The 19,628-nt window shown below is 49.4% G+C and carries 16 protein-coding genes; 3 read left to right on the top strand and 13 right to left on the bottom strand.

The window, feature by feature from the left end; genetic code table 11:
* Positions 1-89: 89 nt before the first annotated feature.
* The gene (locus ACJJIM_RS02070; RefSeq protein WP_413664576.1) at positions 90-947 is read left to right on the top strand and encodes an alpha/beta hydrolase; all 858 of its coding nucleotides are present in this window, start codon (positions 90-92) and stop codon (positions 945-947) included.
* Between the two features lie 31 nt (positions 948-978).
* Here ACJJIM_RS02070 and ACJJIM_RS02065 read toward each other — a convergent pair whose 3' ends face one another.
* A complete protein-coding gene (locus ACJJIM_RS02065) occupies positions 979-2,007 on the bottom strand; it encodes a glycosyltransferase family 4 protein (protein ID WP_413664575.1) in 1,029 nt (342 codons plus the stop codon).
* Between the two features lie 92 nt (positions 2,008-2,099).
* Entirely contained in the window at positions 2,100-3,257 is a 1,158-nt protein-coding gene (locus ACJJIM_RS02060; protein WP_444912207.1) for an NAD-dependent epimerase/dehydratase family protein, read from the bottom strand.
* Positions 3,258-4,633: 1,376 nt separating this feature from the next.
* Here ACJJIM_RS02060 and ACJJIM_RS02055 point away from each other — a divergent pair.
* A complete protein-coding gene (locus ACJJIM_RS02055; RefSeq protein ID WP_444912206.1) occupies positions 4,634-6,262 on the top strand; it encodes a di-heme oxidoredictase family protein in 1,629 nt (542 codons plus the stop codon).
* Between the two features lie 70 nt (positions 6,263-6,332).
* On the opposite strand, the gene ACJJIM_RS02050 is transcribed toward ACJJIM_RS02055, so the two are convergent.
* Complete coding sequence (locus tag ACJJIM_RS02050; RefSeq protein ID WP_444912205.1) at positions 6,333-6,818, bottom strand: GFA family protein; 486 nt, start codon at positions 6,816-6,818, stop codon at positions 6,333-6,335.
* A gap of 603 nt (positions 6,819-7,421) precedes the next feature.
* On the opposite strand from ACJJIM_RS02050, the gene ACJJIM_RS02045 reads away from it, so the two are divergent.
* Entirely contained in the window at positions 7,422-8,216 is a 795-nt protein-coding gene (locus ACJJIM_RS02045) for a class I SAM-dependent methyltransferase (protein ID WP_444912204.1), read from the top strand.
* Positions 8,217-8,435: 219 nt separating this feature from the next.
* On the opposite strand, the gene ACJJIM_RS02040 is transcribed toward ACJJIM_RS02045, so the two are convergent.
* The 10 genes from ACJJIM_RS02040 to pilW form a co-directional block, all read right to left on the bottom strand.
* Positions 8,436-9,257: an MBL fold metallo-hydrolase gene (locus ACJJIM_RS02040; RefSeq protein ID WP_444912203.1), complete on the bottom strand. Its 822-nt coding sequence runs from the start codon at positions 9,255-9,257 to the stop codon at positions 8,436-8,438.
* 164 nt (positions 9,258-9,421) lie between these two features.
* Complete coding sequence (tsaA, locus tag ACJJIM_RS02035) at positions 9,422-10,105, bottom strand: tRNA (N6-threonylcarbamoyladenosine(37)-N6)-methyltransferase TrmO (protein ID WP_444912202.1); 684 nt, start codon at positions 10,103-10,105, stop codon at positions 9,422-9,424.
* 7 nt (positions 10,106-10,112) lie between these two features.
* Positions 10,113-11,576: an NAD-dependent succinate-semialdehyde dehydrogenase gene (locus ACJJIM_RS02030; RefSeq protein WP_444895037.1), complete on the bottom strand. Its 1,464-nt coding sequence runs from the start codon at positions 11,574-11,576 to the stop codon at positions 10,113-10,115.
* Between the two features lie 167 nt (positions 11,577-11,743).
* On the bottom strand, positions 11,744-13,141 hold the full coding sequence (gene der, locus ACJJIM_RS02025) for a ribosome biogenesis GTPase Der (protein ID WP_282934066.1): 1,398 nt from the start codon (positions 13,139-13,141) through the stop codon (positions 11,744-11,746).
* Positions 13,142-13,287: 146 nt separating this feature from the next.
* Positions 13,288-14,451, bottom strand: coding sequence for an outer membrane protein assembly factor BamB (gene bamB / locus ACJJIM_RS02020; RefSeq protein ID WP_282934067.1), 1,164 nt, complete (start codon positions 14,449-14,451; stop codon positions 13,288-13,290).
* A complete protein-coding gene (locus ACJJIM_RS02015) occupies positions 14,451-15,158 on the bottom strand; it encodes a YfgM family protein (protein ID WP_444912201.1) in 708 nt (235 codons plus the stop codon). Before ACJJIM_RS02015 ends, bamB begins: the two co-directional genes overlap by 1 nt.
* 70 nt (positions 15,159-15,228) lie before the next feature.
* On the bottom strand, positions 15,229-16,491 hold the full coding sequence (gene hisS / locus ACJJIM_RS02010) for a histidine--tRNA ligase (protein WP_413664564.1): 1,263 nt from the start codon (positions 16,489-16,491) through the stop codon (positions 15,229-15,231).
* 58 nt (positions 16,492-16,549) lie between these two features.
* A complete protein-coding gene (gene ispG, locus ACJJIM_RS02005; protein ID WP_444912200.1) occupies positions 16,550-17,662 on the bottom strand; it encodes a flavodoxin-dependent (E)-4-hydroxy-3-methylbut-2-enyl-diphosphate synthase in 1,113 nt (370 codons plus the stop codon).
* 98 nt (positions 17,663-17,760) lie between these two features.
* Positions 17,761-18,717, bottom strand: a complete 957-nt coding sequence (locus ACJJIM_RS02000; protein WP_413664563.1) for a RodZ domain-containing protein — start codon at positions 18,715-18,717, stop codon at positions 17,761-17,763.
* A complete protein-coding gene (pilW, locus tag ACJJIM_RS01995) occupies positions 18,707-19,483 on the bottom strand; it encodes a type IV pilus biogenesis/stability protein PilW (protein ID WP_444906250.1) in 777 nt (258 codons plus the stop codon). The genes ACJJIM_RS02000 and pilW overlap by 11 nt, the downstream gene beginning before the upstream one ends.
* Between the last annotated feature and the right edge of the window lie 145 nt (positions 19,484-19,628).

Here is a 19,628-nt window from a genome sequence, read left to right as displayed (position 1 = left end):
TCAGATACAAGTTACAACATTGGCCTCACCCATCACAAAACGAAGTCTCACTATACTCCGATCATACCTAACCTAAAGAAGCGCCCAGAATGCCTGCCTTGCAGATAAGTGACGGCCGTATCCTTACTTATGATGACTATGGTGATCCAAATGGCTGGCCTGTGCTTTTCAATCATGGCTTCTCAGATTCGCGACTAATTCGCAATCCTGATAAGGACCTTACCGCATCTCTTGGCGTAAGAATCATCTCAGTAGATCAACCTGGTGTGGGGGGATCATCTCCTCATAGAGGCCGGCGAATGGTTGATTGGGGATCGGATATCGAAGAACTGGTTAATCGTCTAAATATCGAGACATTTTCGGTAGTCGGCCATTCAGGTGGTGCCCCTCATGCACTTTCTATCGCTAACAAACTTCCCCACAGAGTCTCTAAAATTGCCCTTGCAGCCCCAGTTGCGCCACTGGACTACCCAGGAATGACTGACCTGCTAAAAAACCCGGATATCAGACTTATCGCAAAGATCCATCGTTGGCAATTTCTTACTCGTTGTCTGTGCCGATTAAGTGCATACCAAGCCAATAGCAATATACAAGATTATATTCAGCTCTTTGCAAAGAAAGACGCCTCTGATGCCGCACTGTTTATTCGAGACCCGGCACTTAAGAAAATGTTTGAAGAATCATTTTCTGCTGGAGCAACGCAGCATGGGGAGGGTTTTTTTGAAATGATAATGGCGCTTTGGGATTGGGGGTTTGATCCTCGTGAAATCACCACTTCCACCAAAATATTTTATGGTGATGCCGACGATATAATTGATATTAAAATGCCAGAATATCTCTCAAGTATAATGCCAAATAGCTCAACTCAAAGCTGGCACCAGCTGGGACACTATGCCTTTGTTAACAAGTACTGCTGGGTTGAGTTGCTCAAGTCAGCTCGCAAGTAAGCCTTGCGAACTTTACGAGCAACGCTTTTATCTAGCCATCAACAGGCAAAGCCTCTACAGCACTTACCGGGACCAGGCTTGAAATAAAATCCTCAGTGGCCACATCCCAGGAATAGGTCCTGGCATGAGTAACACAGTCCGATCGGTCCAATAATAGTGCCTTTTCTATGGCCACTTGCAGATTGCTATCCAACGCTCCAACGGGGGCATCACCAATGATATCTTTCGGACCTGTCACAGGGTAGGCGGCAACGGGCAAACCACAGGCTAAAGACTCAAGATTAACCAGACCAAAAGTGTCAGTTACCGAAGGAAATACAAAAACATCTGCAGCGCTGTAGCATTCAGTTAAGTCCTTACCCTCTTTAATTCCCAGATATACCGCCTGTGGAAACTTCCTCTTTAATTCATTGAGTTGAGGACCATCCCCCACGATAACTTTTGTTCCCGGTAACTCAATAGATAAAAACTTATCTAGTGATTTTTCCACTGCAACACGTCCTACATTGAGCATGATAGGTCGAGTTAGGCCCTCAAAAAGTTTTGTCTCAACTGGATGGAATTTTTCTAACTCTACGCCTCTTCGCCAGCGGGTGACACGGGCAATTCCCAAGGCTCGAGCTTCCGCTGCCATACCATCTGTAGTCACCATTGTTTGTGCTGCGGAATTATGAAAGCGACGCAGGAGACCGTGTAACCACTTCAGTGGAACTTTATAGCGAATCGATACATATTCAGAGAGACGGGACAGCCAAGATGTCGTAAAACGCAAATTATTCCGTTTGCAGTAGCCACGAACAGCCCACCCCACTGGACCTTCACTCATGATGTGAATGGCGTCCGGTGAAAAATCCTCAATAATTCGGGCAGCTTTCCCACCGGGAAATACTGCAATTTTCACTTCTTTATAGCCTGGCCAGGGGAAATTAGTAAAATCAGTAGCAGAAACAATTTTTACTTGGTGCCCTCGTGTTGTGAGTTCTTTCTCAGTTTTTTCCAGCACTCTGGAAACACCATTTAGTTGCTCCGGATAAGTATCCGTAGCAATCAAAATCTTCATATTTTGCACTCTTCAGCTATAGACATAAAACCTCACCTTCCACAAGCAACCTTGATTTCATATAAAATCAGGGCCATTGAAGTATAAAAAAATCACCACTTCGACACACAAGGGATTTTAGTTTGGTCACATCGATGTGAATATTTTTTGGCAATACCCTCAACTTCAGTGAGAAGATTATCATTCAGGGTTATAGGCTTGAGCCCCATCTCGATAAGCTGATCATTATTTACCAACAAATCATTTTCTTCTGACTCTTTTCTGGGGTTGTCCAAGTAGGCGATTCCTACCCCTGTCTTGTTGGAAATTATATTTGCTAGATCCCTGATACGATGCGTCTCTGTCATTTGATTCAGAATTTTGACTCTATCGCCTATCTCTGGAGGATTTTCAATAGCTAACTGAATACATTGACAGGTATCCTGAATATGAATGAATGCCCGCTTCTGGCCACCAGTGCCATGAACGGTAAGTGGGTAATTAATCGCCGCTTGCATCAGGAATCGATTGAGGACTGTTCCATAATCACCATCATAATCAAATCGATTAATCAGAGATTCATCCCTCTGTGTTTGTCGGGTCTGGGTACCCCAAACGATCCCTTGGTGTAAATCAGTGACACGTACCTGATCGTTCTTGTTATAGAAGGCAAATAACAATTGATCCTGAGCCTTTGTCATATGATAGATAGAACCTGGATTACTAGGGTAAAGAATCTCCTGTTCACTCAAATACCCTTCAGTCTCTACCTGGATTTTTAAATATCCTTCGAGAATAGTGAGACCAGCTGTTCCATACCCGTATACACCCATAGTACCCAAGTGAATCAAATGTATATCCAATCCGCTTGCCACTATAGCCGCCATGACATCATTGGTAGCATTCAAGTTATTATCAAGTGTATAACGTCTATGCTGGACAGATTTCATCGAATAGGGTGCGGCACGCTGTTCAGCAAAATGTACAATCGCGTCTGGTTTTTCCTCCTTTAAGAGAGTAAGCAATCGCTCAAAATCCTGTCCGAGGTTAATATAAATATGCCTGATGGACATACCGGAAACTTCACGCCATACACGAAGCCGCTCGGACAGGTGCCTGATTGGTGTCAATGAATCAACTTCAAGCTCAATATCAATTTTTCGCCGTGATAAGTTATCAACAATAATAACTTCATAACCCATCTCTGAAAGGTGGAGAGATGTAGGCCAACCACAAAATCCATCACCTCCCAAAATCAATATTTTCCTCACCCTACCCCCAAAAAATTCTTAGGATTCTATACAATTCGAATACACTAATATTCTTATCAGCTTCGAATTAACCTACCTCATTCAAAAGTACCAACCACAGTTAAACGAGGCCATACGGGCAAATTTATTCGACTTTTTGTGACAATGTCGTGACAATCCATATCACTATCCATGCTCCTTGTACGCCACAATGAGAAAAAAAGAATCACACGTTAAAAATATCTCTCAGCAGCTTTGTAGTTAATAGTAAGTTGAGGGCTTCCTCGCCTACAGGCGCAATAATAGAACTATCTCATTGTTTCTATATTGAAATATATGGCGACAAAGATCTTTATCGCGCCATTCAAATGAATAATGCGCCAATTTTACTTTTAGCCTAAATACATGGAGCACTCGAACGGAAACACCATTGTTTTAGACCGATCACTCTACCCCCCTATTAGAAGGGGAAAATACGCCAATAATGTTTTCAATAAAGCTAAACTTTTTTGACAATTATACGGTTCACATTAGTTGCACACACCCCAAAGCACCTTTCTGAAAGTAAGACAGTAATCAAATATCCTTTATCTCTGTATCTACGCTCACAAGCGCATGCTGAAATTTGATCTGGTATAACGAACTGGCACTCATCGAAGATAAGAAGTGTTTCCATAAACCCTATCTACAAAGGTGATATTAAATTCCACAAACAGATAAGTTATTAGCCTCCAAATCATGTGTCACCTGAAGACAATACGAATTCACAATTGGGGAATTCACTCTCAATCGAAAATAATTATAAGTTTTTCGAAATATCCATTGCCTTCAGTAACGTTAATAACCAGCACTTTTTCCTAAATCTAATGTCACAACCACCAGGAATAGGGACTTTCCGTGAAGTAGGAAAGCCTGTCACCGAAAGGCAAATATGCAAATACCTACCCTTTCAAAGGAACTTATTTATCAGAAACGGCAACTAAAAAAGCCGAAAAACAAAAACATAGCCGCGTACTAGCGCGGTAGGTTATGGGCAAAATCGACACAATCGGGATCGCATTTTAGATCTTTAGGTCAGTTAATCTGAGCTTTAAAATCTGCTATCGCAATACTGTATCTCCCGTGGTCTTGACGCCTGCCATAAGTGGCAGAACAGGCACAGTTCTACCTATAAGAAGCTTGCAAGGATGCTGTTAAACCTTCACTGGATGCACTTTGCGAGATAAAAATGTTATTACCAAAATCTCTATCAATTTTTCCTTGTAGCACAACTGACAATCAGTTTTTTGGGGAATCGTGCTTAAAAGAAAAGTGGTCGAGTGTCTCCGCATCGAGTGCATTTTCGTAGAAGAACTCACCTTACGTCCGCTCAATATCAGTACCCGGAGATATAGCTGATGATACTTAAAAAACACCTGTTGCCTGTCGCTATGGCAATATCGGCTTTAACATTTAATGCCACTCCAGCGCTTGCCGACTTTGGTTCCAAGCACGATAAAAACCGAGTTCCCAAGCACGCAAGAAAAAACCAAAGACAGCAAAGGGCCACTCCTTTCGATTTTAGTGAAGTCTTCGATACCGTACAGATATTGCATGCTGGGGCAATTGAAATTCACCTGGGTGGACATTTAGAGCAATCTGATCTCGAATCCATGGATACCTTGGAAGCCTATGTTCACGCTTTTGAGGAGGGCGATGAATTATTCGAGATGAATTACAACGCTCTCGACGGGGTCGGCGTAAATGTAGGCAACGGCAAAAGGTTCACCAGCTTCCCACGACCTGACCTGAAAGGGCCAAATGCATGGGCAAATGTCTTGCCCCACCGCACGACGGGCCCCAACGGTGACTCCTGTATCAGTTGTCACAACGTACCCGTGGCCGATGGCGGTGGTGGCGTTAACGATAATGTGATTCGCATGGACCCTGAGCGCAAGCAAAGAGGATTTATCGAACGCCAGTCGCCCCACCTGTTCGGAATGGGGGCTGTACAGTTGGTAGCAGAAGAAATGACTACCCAACTGCACACTCTGCGGGATGAGGCTATCAGTGAGAGCTGCTCATCCGGCACCGATACGACTGTCGCATTAACCGCAAAAGGCGTTAGCTTTGGTGAGATCTCCGTCTCCTGTGATGAGGTCAACTACGATAGCGTTGAAGGCCTAGATGCTGACCTGGTAGTCAGACCCTTTGAGTGGAAAGGCCTAACCGGATTTGTACGCGCATTCGTTCGTGGCGCGGCACACCAGGAATTGGGCATGCAGGCCACTGAACTGGTCGGTGATGCGGACAGTGACTTTGATTCGATCACTAACGAACTCAGTGTTGGTGACATCACCGCGTTAACTATCTACAACGCAGCGCAACCCCGTCCGGTAACAAAAATCGAGCTTAACAGCGTAATCGACTCCCTAACGGAAGAGGAGCAGGAGACATACGGCCTACCTTTAAGTGATGAGGAAATTGCCAGTATCGAAAATGGCGAAGAGCTATTTAGCTCCATTGGCTGTGCCTCTTGCCACTCCCCCGAGATGGAAGTTGCATCGCCGGTATTCTATGAGCCCTCTCAGCACGCTAGCTACCGCGATGAAACTTATCCCGCAGGCGATATAGCCGGCCTACCCAGCCAATCCCTGCAATTTAACTTGCTCACAGAGATCATGGATAACCCTCAGGAGCTTCCTTCTGGACAAACGCTAGGGCAATTTGAGGAATCGGAAAATGGCGGGGCTATAGTCCGCCTATATGGTGACCTTAAGCGTCACGATATGGGAACAGCCATGGCCGAGGAAATTGATGAAGGCAATGTGGGAGCCTCAGTATTCCTTACAGAAAACCTCTGGGGCGTTGGCTCAACACCACCTTATTTACACGATGGACGCGCTACCACTATGACTGAGGCGATTGTCTATCACGGTGGTGAAGCTGAATCCAGCAAGGAACAGTTTGATGCGCTGAGTGACACTGAAAAAGCAGACCTGGTCAACTTCCTGGATAACCTGGTGCTCTATCTCGCGGAAGAATAAACGCAAGGTTAACTCTATAGACCTGAAGCGGGGCGGTCACAGGCTCGCCCCGCCTCTCTTTATCCCCTCCCTAATCGGGAACATTTCGCTGGTGCCATTCAGCCAGGGACTCTTCAGGATAGCTTCCAAACATTTCGTCCCCCTTCCGTATATCTGGCTGCACCCAACTCGGAGCATAATCCAGCATCATGTGGCTACGCACTGGCGGTACCGGCAACTCAGAATCAATCGCAGAAGCGAAGGGGTGTACGAGTTCTGGCCAGCGCGGGTCCCAAAGCCATAACGCACTGCCACACTTTGAACAAAAATGTCGCTGTGCCGGACTCTTCCCGCTACTTTCCCGACTTCGAATCCCAATTTCAGCCTGATAGACACTCAAAAACTCCTCGCCCTCCACTTTCAGGGTTTGGAAATCTGCCCCCAGGTTAATAGCAAAGCCCCCTCCTCCAGCAGTTTTTCTGCATATTGAGCAGTAACAACGGTTGAAGGGATAAGGTTGCCCGGAGTTCAAACTGAACTTAACCGATTGGCAGTGGCAAGATCCTTTGAGTTTCACAGTACTTTTCCAGATTTAACTTGTCGTTCGGCATCAGATAAGTACGGTAGATCAATGCCCCTACAGATCGTTGTACAATAATTATCTGTCACTGAAACGCTATCGAACAATTACTAAAAAAAGGAAGAAATGACGTAACTACCCCTAGAACCACATCAGACAGGGATACTGATTACGAACTTATAGGGAGCATTCACAGCGCGCCTCTAAATCGGTGCACTCTTTCCCTCTAACACCGTAGTAGCCGTATCCAGGAAAACTGATTGATTTTCCTCTTTCCTAATGAGCCCCGAAGGTCAGCCAACGTTTGAAGCCGCCGGAAATACTAAGTGATGGTAAGTTCAGGAATATATACATTTTTAATTGAAGATTCCAAGTAGTGGGAGGAATACACTTTCACGACTATTAGAACCGTTCTAGCGATAAAAAATTTGCCATCCTCAATAATGACTACAATGATATACCCGACCTACCCTCTAGCATTCCCAAACTTAAATATTGGATAGTTTTCATGTCAAATTATCTTAAAAACGGCCACATTAACTGCCTATCCGTTACGCTCAAGCTAGACTACTAAATCTCCTCTCTTCCGGTATCAGCCCTGTGAAAAAAAATATTAGGCATGATAAGTGGAGCGCTGCTGAGTACGTTGAAGCATCGCAGATGCAGTGGCAGCAAGCTATGGAGGCGCTTAAACGATGTACTTTTCGCGACGCGAAATCGATTCTAGATGTAGGTTGCGGAGATGGCCGAATTACTCGATACTTGGCAGAGAACCTAAAATACGGCAAGGTTATTGGCGTAGATCTTACCGAGGACATGATAAGGCATGCTCGTGAAATGCATGGAGATGTCCCTAACCTATCTTTTCAACAAATGAGTGCAGATGAATTAAATTTCAATCATCAGTTCGACAAAATCTTCTCATTCAGCTGCCTACACTGGGTTAAAGACCAAGCCAAGGTTTGGGAGGGCTTCCATAAATACTTAAAAGATAATGGCGAAATTGTTTCGATAGTCGGCTTTCAGGCTGGGCATGAAAATTTTTGGGACACAGTGGATATGTTTCAAAATAGTTCAAAGTGGAAGCCACTTTTTATAAATTTTCGAGATCCATACAATCATTTTTCACTCCAGGAAATGCGTGACTTTATTGAAGGTGCAGGCTTCTACCTTTCGAGAATAGATGAGATATATCAGGTAGAATACTTTGGAACTCAAAAGAAGTTGACCGACTTCTTTCTTTCCTGGGTTCCTCAATTCCGACACCTACCTAACCCATTGAGAGAGGAATTTGCTAATCAAGTAATAGAAGAATACCTTCGCAAAATTCATATAAAAATGAAAAGCAGAGCAGGAGTCAGAATTAAACGATATATTATTGAGGTCGAAAAATAGAGGCAGGAAAAATATAGATACACTCACCCAAAAATTAACCCTAATTTAACAACTCATAAAATTTAACCCCCACCAATCACTAAGCAAGCAGTCTAGCAACTAACCCCGCAATATAATTTCCCCACCACAAATACATATTCCTCTAACCCTCAAAATACAGAAATTACACCAACCAAAGCAAAGAGTGCTTCGCTACAAATTGCAACTGAAATTCAAGGTCTAGAATCTAGGCATCTCATCCAAGTTAACTTGTAAGCATGAAGCAATCAAATTTCTCTTGCAGAAATTATAACCAGTCAAAGCGCTGAACAATCCTTCTTTACCTAATAAACGCAAAGTAGTCTCTTCTAAGGGCAGTCCCTGCTGCGTCAACTCCTGCGCTTCTCCAGATAGATTAAGCAGGTACTCATATTTTTTATTCAACTGCTGCCAACCATCCTCTACCACACCTCTATGAGGGCAAAGGATAACGTCAAATGAATGATCCAGGACTCCCTTTATACTTTTCATTAATGTAGGGACATCTTCATCAATACGCAGGAACTTTAAGTAGTTGGCAATAAATAAATCAGCACTAAACAGCCAGCCACGGTCAGACAGTAAATAGCAGGTCATATCCTTTGCATGCCCGGGACTAAATACTGGAACCACTTTTTCTCCACCAATGTAGACTTCCTCTGGAAGAGGTGCCACCTCCGCTTTTCCAGCAGTTCCCCAGAAAAACTTCTGCATCGGGGGAATTCGGAAGCCTTTTTTTAATATACCAATAGTCAGATCCGGGGCCACCGCCTGCACACCGGTAAGTTTCTGGATAGCGCCGGCATTGCCACTATGGTCTTCGTGGTGGTGAGTCAGCAATAACTGCTTTAGCGGTGCGTTTTGTATAAACGGCTTGACATACTTCCACTGATTGCTGGGACCTGTATCAATTACGGTTCCATTGAGGCGATAAACAACAAAGGTTGTATTAACACCCATATTGACTCGACCGACGCGAATAGCATCTAAGCCTTGATAATTAAAGGTTTCACGTACTGGCATAGCTGTGCCCTTGGATAGCTAGGCGTTATTTTTAGGCGAATGCCGTATCTTGGGGAATTGTATTTCCCATGAAAATGAATGACATATCCGTTCCGAACCCTAGACAGTTACGGAGGAGACACACCCTGACTTACTGCAGAATACTGACACTAGCTGGTCGAGGGTTATTCTAGTGCCACTACTTCTATTCCGGCATCGGTATAACGCCAACGCAAATTGAATTCACACAATTGCATGCCATAAGTGCGCTGTGGATCGGTCTTTTGGTATGCCGGTCTTGGATCCTGGGATAACACCTGTTCAATTAAACGGGGGAGATCTGTACCCCAGTCATCGCGGTAGGCTATGGCTTTATTCAGAACTGACTCGGGGATAGTAACGGGAATTTGCACTGGAGCTGCGTCAGCAAATTCACTTTGCGCATGCGTTAACGCATCCGCATAGGGAACATAGGGTTTAATATCCAATACCGGCGTACCATCGACCAAATCTGCCCCAGCAACTATCAACTCCACTTTAGGAGAGGTGCGTACCTCCAGAAGACGAACTACTGACAGCCCGATATTATTGGGGCGAAAAGGCGAGCGAGTGGCGAGTACACCCAGTTTCTTATTGCCGCCCAAACGGGGCGGGCGCACTTTAGCTGACCACTGCCCAGCGGCTTGGTGAAATTGGAACACTACCCAGATATGGCTATTTTGCTCCAGACCGGCAACTGCATCTGGCGTATCCAGGGGGGGTAACAACATAATACTGGCGCGACTGGCATCCGCCAATAGTGGCTGGCGGGGCACTCCAAACTTTTCTCCAAAGCAGGAATGCACCCGCGCAATAGGCTCTACAATCATTTACAAACTACTTATCAATACCGCCGACACACAGATATTTTATTTCCAGGTAATCCTCAATACCGTATTTTGAGCCCTCGCGCCCCTGCCCGGATTCTTTTACACCGCCAAAGGGTGCCATTTCGTTGGAAATAATACCCTCATTGATACCGACCATACCGTATTCAAGTCCTTCTGCAACACGCCAAATACGACCGATATCCCTGGAGTAAAAATAAGAAGCCAGACCAAATTCCGTATCGTTGGCCATTTTAATGACTTCTTCTTCAGAGGAGAATTTATATAGCGGAGCTACCGGACCGAAGATCTCTTCTTTGAACAAGTGCATTTGATCGGTGGCCCCACCCAATACTACGGGAGAATAAAAGCACTCCCCCATAGTACTGGGACCACCAGCAACTAGGGTTTGCGCGCCTTTTTGCAGCGCATCTTCCACCAGGGATTCCGTTTTCTTCACTGCTTTGGTGGTAATCATAGGGCCCATGTCGACACCGCTATCAAAACCACTGCCCATGGAAAGCTGGTTTACCGCAGCGGAAAATTTCTGTGCAAATTCATCGTAAACACCTTCCTGCACGAAAATGCGATTGGCGCATACACAGGTTTGACCGGCATTGCGATATTTACAAACAATTGCGCCCTTTACGGCTTCGCCAATGTCAGCATCATCAAAAACAATAAATGGGGCATTACCGCCCAATTCCATAGAGGTTTTTTTCATGGTTGCTGCACACTGGGCTTGCAGCAATTTTCCGACAGCGGTAGAACCGGTAAAAGTAAATTTCCGCACTAAGGGATTGGCCGTCATTTCTGCGCCAATCTCCGGTGCCTTATCCCCTGCGACAATATTAAAAACACCTGGGGGGATTCCCGCTTCCTCAGCGAGAACTGCGAGAGCCAGTGCGGATAGAGGTGTTTCGGAGGCGGGCTTGGCAATAAATGGACAGCCTGCGGCAATAGCGGGAGCCATTTTGCGTGCGATCATAGCACTGGGGAAATTCCATGGCGTTACAGAACAGGTCACACCAATCGACTGCTTGATAACCAAGAGCCGTTTATCACTGGAAGGCGGGCTAATAACATCCCCGTAGACGCGCTTGGCTTCTTCCGCAAACCATTCGACATAATTAGCACCATATACAATTTCGGTACGGGACTCTGTCAGTGGCTTGCCTTGCTCTGCGGTCAAAATAATGGCTAGATCATCGGCGTTAGCAATTATCAGCTCATACCAGCGCCTGAGTATTTTCGCTCTTTCTTTTACCGGAGTATCGCGCCAGGCAGGCCAGGCTTTATCAGCAGCTTCTATAGCACGGCGAGTCTCATCTGCCCCCAAGTTGGCGATACTGGCAACCGCCTTGCCAGTTGCCGGGTCCAACACATCGAAGGTATCGCCAGAATCAGCGTCAATCCACTGGCCATTGATATAGGACTGGTTGCGCAGCAATGCAGGATTCTTCAGCTTCAACATCGTATTCTCCTTGTGGTTTCTTCCCTGGCCCCGTCAAAAACGGGATCACTGGTACGATAGAAATCCCACAATGCCATTCCACTGTGGGTTAAGGCTGTAGAAGCTGGAGTGGTGCGCAAACCGGCAGTATCCCTTGCCGGCTTACAGGTAACCTAAGTTACCGCCTCTTATTTTTTCTTCTTTTTAACAAACTTCATCAGGCGGCGTTTCTTGGCCTTCTGGCGGTCACTCAGCTTGTTCTTTTTGTCCGCGTAGGGGTTAGCGCTGGTGCGGAACTCAATTTTTACCGGAGTACCGTGCAAATCCAGAGCCTTGCGGAAAGTCTTCTCCAGGTAGCGCACATAATGTGCCGGTACCTGCTCAGTCTGGTTACCGTGGATCACAATAACCGGCGGATTTTGTCCACCGGCGTGAGCGTAGCGCAATTTGATACGATGTCCGTGCACCAAAGGTGGTTGGTGCTCACTTACTGCCCACTCCAGAATACGAGTGAGGTGATTAGTGGACAGTTTGTCTGTAGCGCTCTGGTAAGCACCCTCAATGGACTCGTACAGATGCCCAACACCGGTGCCATGTAGTGCAGAAATAAAGTGCACATCAGCAAAGTCCACAAAGCGCAGGCGGCGCTCCAACTCGGCTTTCACATAGTCGCGATGATCCGCTTCCAGCCCATCCCACTTGTTCAGGGCAACTACCAGCGCGCGTCCCGCCTGTACTACGCTGCCCATCAGGTGCATATCCTGGTCCACCAGGCCTTCGCGGGCATCGATCACCAGCACCACCACGTTGGCATCTTCCACCGCCTGCAAGGTTTTGACGATAGAGAACTTCTCTACCGATTCCTTGATATTTTTCCGGCGGCGAATGCCCGCAGTATCGATCAGGGTGTAAGGCTTTTCGTCGCGTTCATAATTGATATAGACGCTATCGCGGGTTGTGCCGGGCTGATCGTAGACAACAACCCGGTCCTCACCCAAGAGGCGGTTAACCAGGGTGGATTTACCCACATTGGGGCGGCCCACAATGGCAATCTTGATTCCGGTCGCTTCTTCGGCTTCCTCTTCAACTTCTTGCTCGGGCAGGTCCTCGATTACCCGCTGCATCAGGGAGCGAACACCGCGCCCGTGGGTAGCAGTCGTCGGGAAAAGCTCACCAATACCCAATTCATAGAAAGGTGCCAGGGCAATATCCGGGTTTACCCCATCAACTTTGTTGGCCACCAGGAAAGTGGGCTTGGAGCGGGTGCGCAAGCGCTCGGCAATCATCTCGTCGGCTGGGGTCAGGCCGGCGCGGCTGTCCACCAAAAAGAGTACGAAGTCTGCTTCTTCGATGGCCTGCATAGATTGTTCGGCCATAGCCGCATCGATGCCTTCTTCGCCACCGGAAATACCACCGGTATCGACCAGTAACAGCTTGCGCCCGTCGATCTCCGCCTCACCGTATTTGCGATCGCGGGTAAGCCCGGCGTAGTTGGCCACCAAAGCGTCGCGAGACTTGGTCAACCGGTTAAAAAGTGTGGATTTGCCCACATTGGGGCGCCCGACCAGGGCAATTACTGGCAGCATACAAATTCTGGTTTTAGCCGTATAAAAAAATACAAAAGCCCGCGCGAGGCGGGCGATTTCAACTTGCCTGCACAGCAGGCTCCATTTGCGGGCTCTAAGCCCTAAGGCGGACAGCCTGTCCGCCTCTCGTCAGTTGGCTGCGATTATCAGGAATCAGCGAGGCGTAGAGCTGATAACTTGCCGTCATCCGACAGCACAAATATCAGATCGCCATCAACCAGAATGGGGATGCGAATCGCATCACCGTCCACCTGCTCGCGGCCAATAAATTGTCCGGAATTAGGGTCCAGCACATGCAGGTAGCCTTCCAGATCTCCCACAACGACCACGTCCTGGAAGAAAGCCGGTCCGCTCAATTCGCGGCGCAATAGTTCGTTATTACTCCACTCGATCTGGCCGCTGCCCACATTGTAGGCATAGACGCTACCGGAGGCATCACTGAGGTAGACATGGCCACCACCTACTGCCACTTCGTGGTGGGTAGAGGCATCGCGAGCCCAGAGGCCGCGGCCATTATCTTTGGACAGGGCGACAACACGGCCCTGGTAGCTGGCGGCAAACACCAAATCACCGCGCACTACTGGAGCACCGTCGATATCAACTACCCGCTCCAGCTCCGCAGAGCCCTGGGGAATAGCGACTCGCTGTTCCCAGCGCTGAATGCCATCGCGGGCGTCCAGGGCCAGCAGTTTGCCGTTATCCAGGCCGGCAATCACCATACCACCGCTAATAACAGGTGCTGCAGTACCGCGCAGGGTCAGTACTGGCAAATTGGTATTGTGGCTCCACAACTCTTCACCGCTGGTAGCGTCGAGGCCAACCAGCTTGCCATCTACGGTCTGCAGGACAACCACGCCAGCACCGATCGCTGGAGCGGCAACTACTTCGCCGGAGACCTGGTAATTCCATAGCTCAGCGCCGTTTTCGAGATCCAGAGCCACAGCGCGGCCGCGGTAGTCGGAGACTACCGCCATGCCCAGGCCAGTGCCCACACCACCGCTCAGATCTACATCCAGATCTGTCTCCCAGAGCTTGCGCCCGGAGCTGCGATCAAAAGCACTGATTTCACCATCGCTGCTGGCAGCTATCAGGCGACCATCGATAAGGCTCGGCTGCAGCATCGCGTAACGCTTTTGGTCAATACCGCCAATATCGGCAGACCACACCTCTTGCAGGGCAACAGTGGAGTTAATATCCACCAGTTCGACGGGGTCGACATCTTCCTTCTCGTCATTAGAGGCACAGGCAGCCAGGGCCACCGCTAGCGCCACCGCTGCAGTGCGACCCGCAGCGCGATTCAGAAATCCCATTACTCGTCTCCCTCAGATACAGGCTCGGTTTGGTTCTGAGCGTCACTGCTCTCGGTTACCGCCAGGCTTTCAGCCTTCAGGCGCAGAAGTTGGGTGTTGCCCGCTTGCTCTGGCAGAAGCTCTGTCAGCGCTTGCTCGTACGCGGCACGCGCACCGGCATTGTCACCCTTTTGCTTCAGGATATCACCACGGGTCTCAGAATAAAGCGCCGCAAATGCGGGAGGTACAGTGCCCTCAAGCAGTTTGAGACCTTGATCCGGCTCACCCCGGGCTGCCAAAACAGCGGCCAGGCGGCGTTTAGCGAGCAGCTCCAGGCTTGCTTCACTGGTGTTGTCGAGTACCCACTGCAGCTGCTGCTCGGCAGCTTCCAGGTCATTGCTCTCCGCTGAAATAGCCGCGAGACGCAGTGCAGCCTGGCTGGCGTAGATACGCTTGGCAAAATCATCTTTCAGCTGCTCGGCCACATTCTTGGCAGTGGTAAGCTGCTTGTTGTCCGGTTGATTGTTGTTGGCGGAGACCGCTTCAACGAAAGTCTGGTACAGGTCAGAGGCCGCTTCAGCCTTAGTGCGCTGATCTCCCTGCCACCACTGATAACCGAAGTAACCGGCCAGGGCCAGCACGACGCCAGTCACAATTCCCTTGCCATTTTCCGCCCACCAGCGCTTCAGCGTTTCTATTTGTTCTTGTTCGGTAAGATGCTCAGCCATTGGGTAATTTGCCTTTCCTGTAGATTACTAACTTTCCCGGCGGGGGCCTCCGCCTCCCTCAGTGTTTCTTTCAGCCTTGCAGCAGTGCTGCCAGCTCTTTTGGTGCCAGCGTTTGCTGCGGTTGGTCAGCGCGAAGGTACTTCACAGTTATCTGACCATTTGCAGCCTCATCTTCGCCGATAATCAGCGCATAATCGGCGCCGCTCTTATCAGCTTTCTTCATCTGGCTTTTAAAGCTTCCTCCACCACAGTGCAACTGCAGTCGCAACCAGGGCAGCTCGTCGCGCAATTGCTCGGCGGCTGTCATGGCAGCTGATTGTACATCACCAACGGCAACCAGGTAGGCATCTACCTGTTGCGAAAGGGATTCAGGCAACACTTCTAGGGTTTCCAGCATCAATACAAGGCGCTCAACACCCAGGCCAAAACCCACGCCCGGAGTGGCTTTGCCACCCATCTGTTCTACCAGGCCGTCATAGCGGCCACCGGCACACACAGTGCCCTGGGCACCGAGGCTGTCGGTCACCCACTCAAATACAGTTTTTCCGTAGTAGTCGAGACCGCGCACCAACTTGGGATTGATCTCATACTTAACGCCAGCCCCGTCCAAAAGTGCCTTTAACTGACTAAAGTGGGCGGCGGATTCCTCATCGAGGAAGTCCAGTAGACAGGGCGCATCCGCCAGCAGTTCCTGAGTTTGCGCATTTTTACTGTCGAGAATTCGCAGCGGATTGCGCTCCAGACGGCGCTGGCTGTCCTCATCCAGCTGGTCACGACGCTCACTTAAATAAGTGACCAGCGCATCCCGATAAGCTGCGCGGCTCTCGGCGTTACCCAGGGAATTGAGCTGCAGGGTCACATGTTCGCTGATACCCAGCTGACGCCACAGTCGCGCAGTCATGATCAGGATTTCTGCATCGATATCCGGCCCTTGAATGCCAAACACCTCGACACCAAACTGGTGGAACTGACGCAGGCGCCCCTTCTGTGGGCGCTCATAGCGGAACATAGGGCCGAAATACCATAGGCGCTGTGGCTGGTTCAGCAGGTTGCTCTGGATCGCCGCACGCACAGTGCCCGCTGTGCCCTCAGGGCGCAGGGTAACGCTGTCACCGCTCTTGTCATCAAAGGTGTACATTTCCTTCTCGACAATATCGGTAGCCTCGCCCACCGCACGGCAAAATAACTGGGTCGACTCCAGGTAGGGAGTGCGAATTTCGGTGTAGCCGTAGCGACTAGTAAGTTCACTCAGTGTGGCTTCCACGTACTGCCATACCGGGGACTGTTCCGGTAGCAGATCGTTCATGCCGCGAATTGCGCGAAGCTGTTTCAACGCTGTTCCTTAATTTTTCACTCAATTAATTGGGTCTTGCGCAGGGAGCTGTTGCCCTCTACGCCTTGGCGATGATATCCGCTTCGCGCTCGGCCTTGGCGGCCGCCTTCTCGCGAATCAAGCGTTCTAAATCATCCACCAGATTTTCATTCTTAAACTTGCGGTCCGGCTGCCCATCCACATAGATGGCATGGCTTGGGGTACCACCAGTCAGGCCTACATCGGCTTCTTTCGCTTCGCCGGGGCCGTTGACGATACAGCCAATTACTGCCACATCCAGCGGTGTGGTCACATCTTCCAGGCGCGTCTCCAGCTCATTCATGGTTTTCACCACATCGAAGTTCTGGCGCGAGCAGCTGGGGCAGGCAATAAAGTTAATACCTTTACTGCGCAGACGCAGGCTTTTGAGCAGATCCCAGCCCACTTTGACCTCTTCCACCGGGTCTGCAGCCAGGGAAACCCGCAGGGTGTCCCCGATACCGTCGAGCAGGAGGGCACCGAGACCAATCGCCGACTTCACTGTGCCGGCACGCAAGCCGCCAGCTTCGGTAATACCCAAGTGCAGCGGTTGCTCAATCTGCTGGGCCAGCTTGCGATAGGCAGCCGTGGCCATAAAGATATCGGATGCTTTTACACTGACTTTGAAGTCCTGGAAGTCCAGGCTGTCGAGGATCGATACATGGCGCAGCGCCGACTCTACCAGAGCATCCGGCGTGGGCTCGCCATACTTTTTCTGCAGGTCTTTTTCCAGGGAGCCCGCATTGACACCGATACGAATCGGGATATTCAGATCGCGAGCTTTATCCACTACGGCCCGAATACGCTTCTCTCGGCCAATATTGCCGGGGTTAATACGCAGGCAATCCACCCCCAGGTCTGCGACCCGCAGGGCGATACGGTAATCGAAGTGAATGTCTGCGACCAACGGGACATTCACCTGTTTTTTAATTTCTCCAAACGCCTCTGCGGCATCCATGCTGGGCACAGAAACCCGCACTATATCGGCTCCAGCCTGTTCCAGGCGCTGGATCTGGCCAACAGTAGCTGCTACATCGCAGGTTTCGGTGTTGGTCATACTTTGCACCGAGATCGGGGCACCCCCTCCGACCGGTACATCACCCACCATGATCTGGCGCGACTTGCGGCGGACAATGGGAGATTCAAATTGCATAGGCTGACCTGGTGGTATTACTGATAAAAATCGAGGGGAGATTATAGAGAGATTGGGCGCAAACCTACAGGGTTCGCGCCCAAACGGGGAAGATCATCTTAATCGCCGACAATCAGACGACGAGTGCGGCGGTCGCCAATAGGCTGGCTGTCGATAGTTTCATCGCGGTAAACCACATGGGTTGCACGGGCATTTCCCAACATCAGCTCAAATGGAGCATCTCCATCTAAAGATCTGGCACTGCCAGCAGCTTGGACCCCGGCCAGTAAAATCACACCTTGTGCGTCTTTCACCTCAACCCAGGCATCTTCATCAAAGCGAAGCCGCAAAGCGCCTTTCAGGGCCTGGTCCAACTGGGCTACTTGGGAGGGAACAGGCTCAACCACTTTTTCCACAGAAGCAGCGGGTTTATTCTCCACCGTTTCAGCACTGCCAACCTCAAGTTGAACATCAGCAACTCCATTTGATGCTGGTGCAAATGGCTCTGAGCTCAACTCTTCAACTGCAACTTCCTGCCCCTCTACTTCAGTAACCGGATCAGTTACAACTTCACTGGCAACGGGGGCTTCGGCAACCAGGTCCGCAGTATCCTCACCCATGGGCATACCGGGAATATTGACTGGAGTACCGTACTTCCACCAGAAGACACCACCCGCGAGCAACAGGGGAATCAGGGCCAGGGCACCATGTCCGCGCTTGCGCTCAGGGCGAAATGCCTCGGCTTTAGTGGTTCGCCGGGATTCACTGCGCTGTGCTGGCTGCGGCCGATCCCTATCATAGGCTTCCAAAGCCGGCTCAGCAGGAATATTCAACTCGCGACAAATATTGCGGATATAGCCTCGCGTGTAGACAGCTTCTGGCTGCTTTTCGTAATTATCGCTTTCAATCCACTCAACTGTGTTATCAATAATACACAGGCGCTGCGATAACTCCTCTCGGGACAGCCCGGCCGCTTCCCGAGCCGCCAGCAAAAGATTGCCAGCGGAACCCTTAGAAGTTTGCGTATTGGATACGACCTCACCACCTTCGCAGTGTTCGGGACTACTATCCGTCATTACCACTCAACTCCTGATATTTCAGTGTCTCCGCAGAGTACGGGTACAAATTCTTCAAAGCAAGGGCGTAACTCCGCTCCTTGTCACGATTGCCAAACACCTTCTCGATACGAATCCCAAGCCACAGTGACTGGGGTGTCTGGCGATTCTTTTCACTAAATTGATCCAGGTACGCCTTGGATTTTGCATAATCACCGGCGTTAAATTTCAGCTCAGCCATTTCGATCAACGCCAGCGGCAAATCGGAGTTCAGCGCTAACGCCCTGGCATAGGCCCCTTCCGCCTTGTCAGTGAAACCCAGACGCGCGGCCGTACGGCCGTAGTTAACCAAGGCAAAAGATCGACGATTATAGGTGAGGTCTGTAGAGGCGAGTTCGAACTGTTTGAGGGCCTCTTTGTAGCGCTCTTGTTTATAGAGAAAAACGCCGTAGTTAGTGTGAGCCATGGAAAACCCGTCGCTATAGCGCAAGGCTTTCTTGAAGTGAGACTCCGCAATATCCAGCTCACCATCCGCTTGATAAAGCAGTGCCAGACCGTGATGTGCCAGTGGGTTCTTTTTGCCCAATTCCAAAGCGCGGTTAAAATGACGGCGGGACTGCTCCCTGCTGTTGGGGTCCCGCAAATAGCGAAGCCCCAACTGAACATGGGTCTCCAATGCCTTATCCAGGTCAACTTCCTTGCGCTCGGGCATCCCAGAGGTTACACACCCCCCCAGCAGAGTACCGAGCAGCACCAGGAGCGACAGGCTCTTAAATTTCGCGGACACTACATCACCTGTATCTTTATTTTTCACTTATCGGCCCAGCGAGATTGCGCGGGTGTCACCAATACACCAATGAGTGCTAACGCCAATCCCTGGACAAAGCAAGCCCGCAAAACACAGCAAAACCCAACATCGACCACCGGCATCC

It is taken from the genome of Microbulbifer maximicatervae (SeqCode) (assembly GCF_052467615.1).
This window is presented reverse-complemented; position numbering and strand designations above follow the sequence as displayed.

Coding starts and splice junctions, on each gene's coding strand:
- ACJJIM_RS02030 (WP_444895037.1), bottom strand. CDS start 11,576: ATGTTGAAGCTGAAGAATCCTGCATTGCTGCGCAACCAGTCCTATATC.
- bamB (WP_282934067.1), bottom strand. CDS start 14,451: ATGGGATTTCTGAATCGCGCTGCGGGTCGCACTGCAGCGGTGGCGCTA.
- ACJJIM_RS02000 (WP_413664563.1), bottom strand. CDS start 18,717: ATGACGGATAGTAGTCCCGAACACTGCGAAGGTGGTGAGGTCGTATCC.
- ACJJIM_RS02015 (WP_444912201.1), bottom strand. CDS start 15,158: ATGGCTGAGCATCTTACCGAACAAGAACAAATAGAAACGCTGAAGCGC.
- tsaA (WP_444912202.1), bottom strand. CDS start 10,105: ATGATTGTAGAGCCTATTGCGCGGGTGCATTCCTGCTTTGGAGAAAAG.
- der (WP_282934066.1), bottom strand. CDS start 13,141: ATGCTGCCAGTAATTGCCCTGGTCGGGCGCCCCAATGTGGGCAAATCC.
- ispG (WP_444912200.1), bottom strand. CDS start 17,662: ATGCAATTTGAATCTCCCATTGTCCGCCGCAAGTCGCGCCAGATCATG.
- ACJJIM_RS02040 (WP_444912203.1), bottom strand. CDS start 9,257: ATGCCAGTACGTGAAACCTTTAATTATCAAGGCTTAGATGCTATTCGC.
- ACJJIM_RS02070 (WP_413664576.1), top strand. CDS start 90: ATGCCTGCCTTGCAGATAAGTGACGGCCGTATCCTTACTTATGATGAC.
- ACJJIM_RS02055 (WP_444912206.1), top strand. CDS start 4,634: ATGATACTTAAAAAACACCTGTTGCCTGTCGCTATGGCAATATCGGCT.
- ACJJIM_RS02065 (WP_413664575.1), bottom strand. CDS start 2,007: ATGAAGATTTTGATTGCTACGGATACTTATCCGGAGCAACTAAATGGT.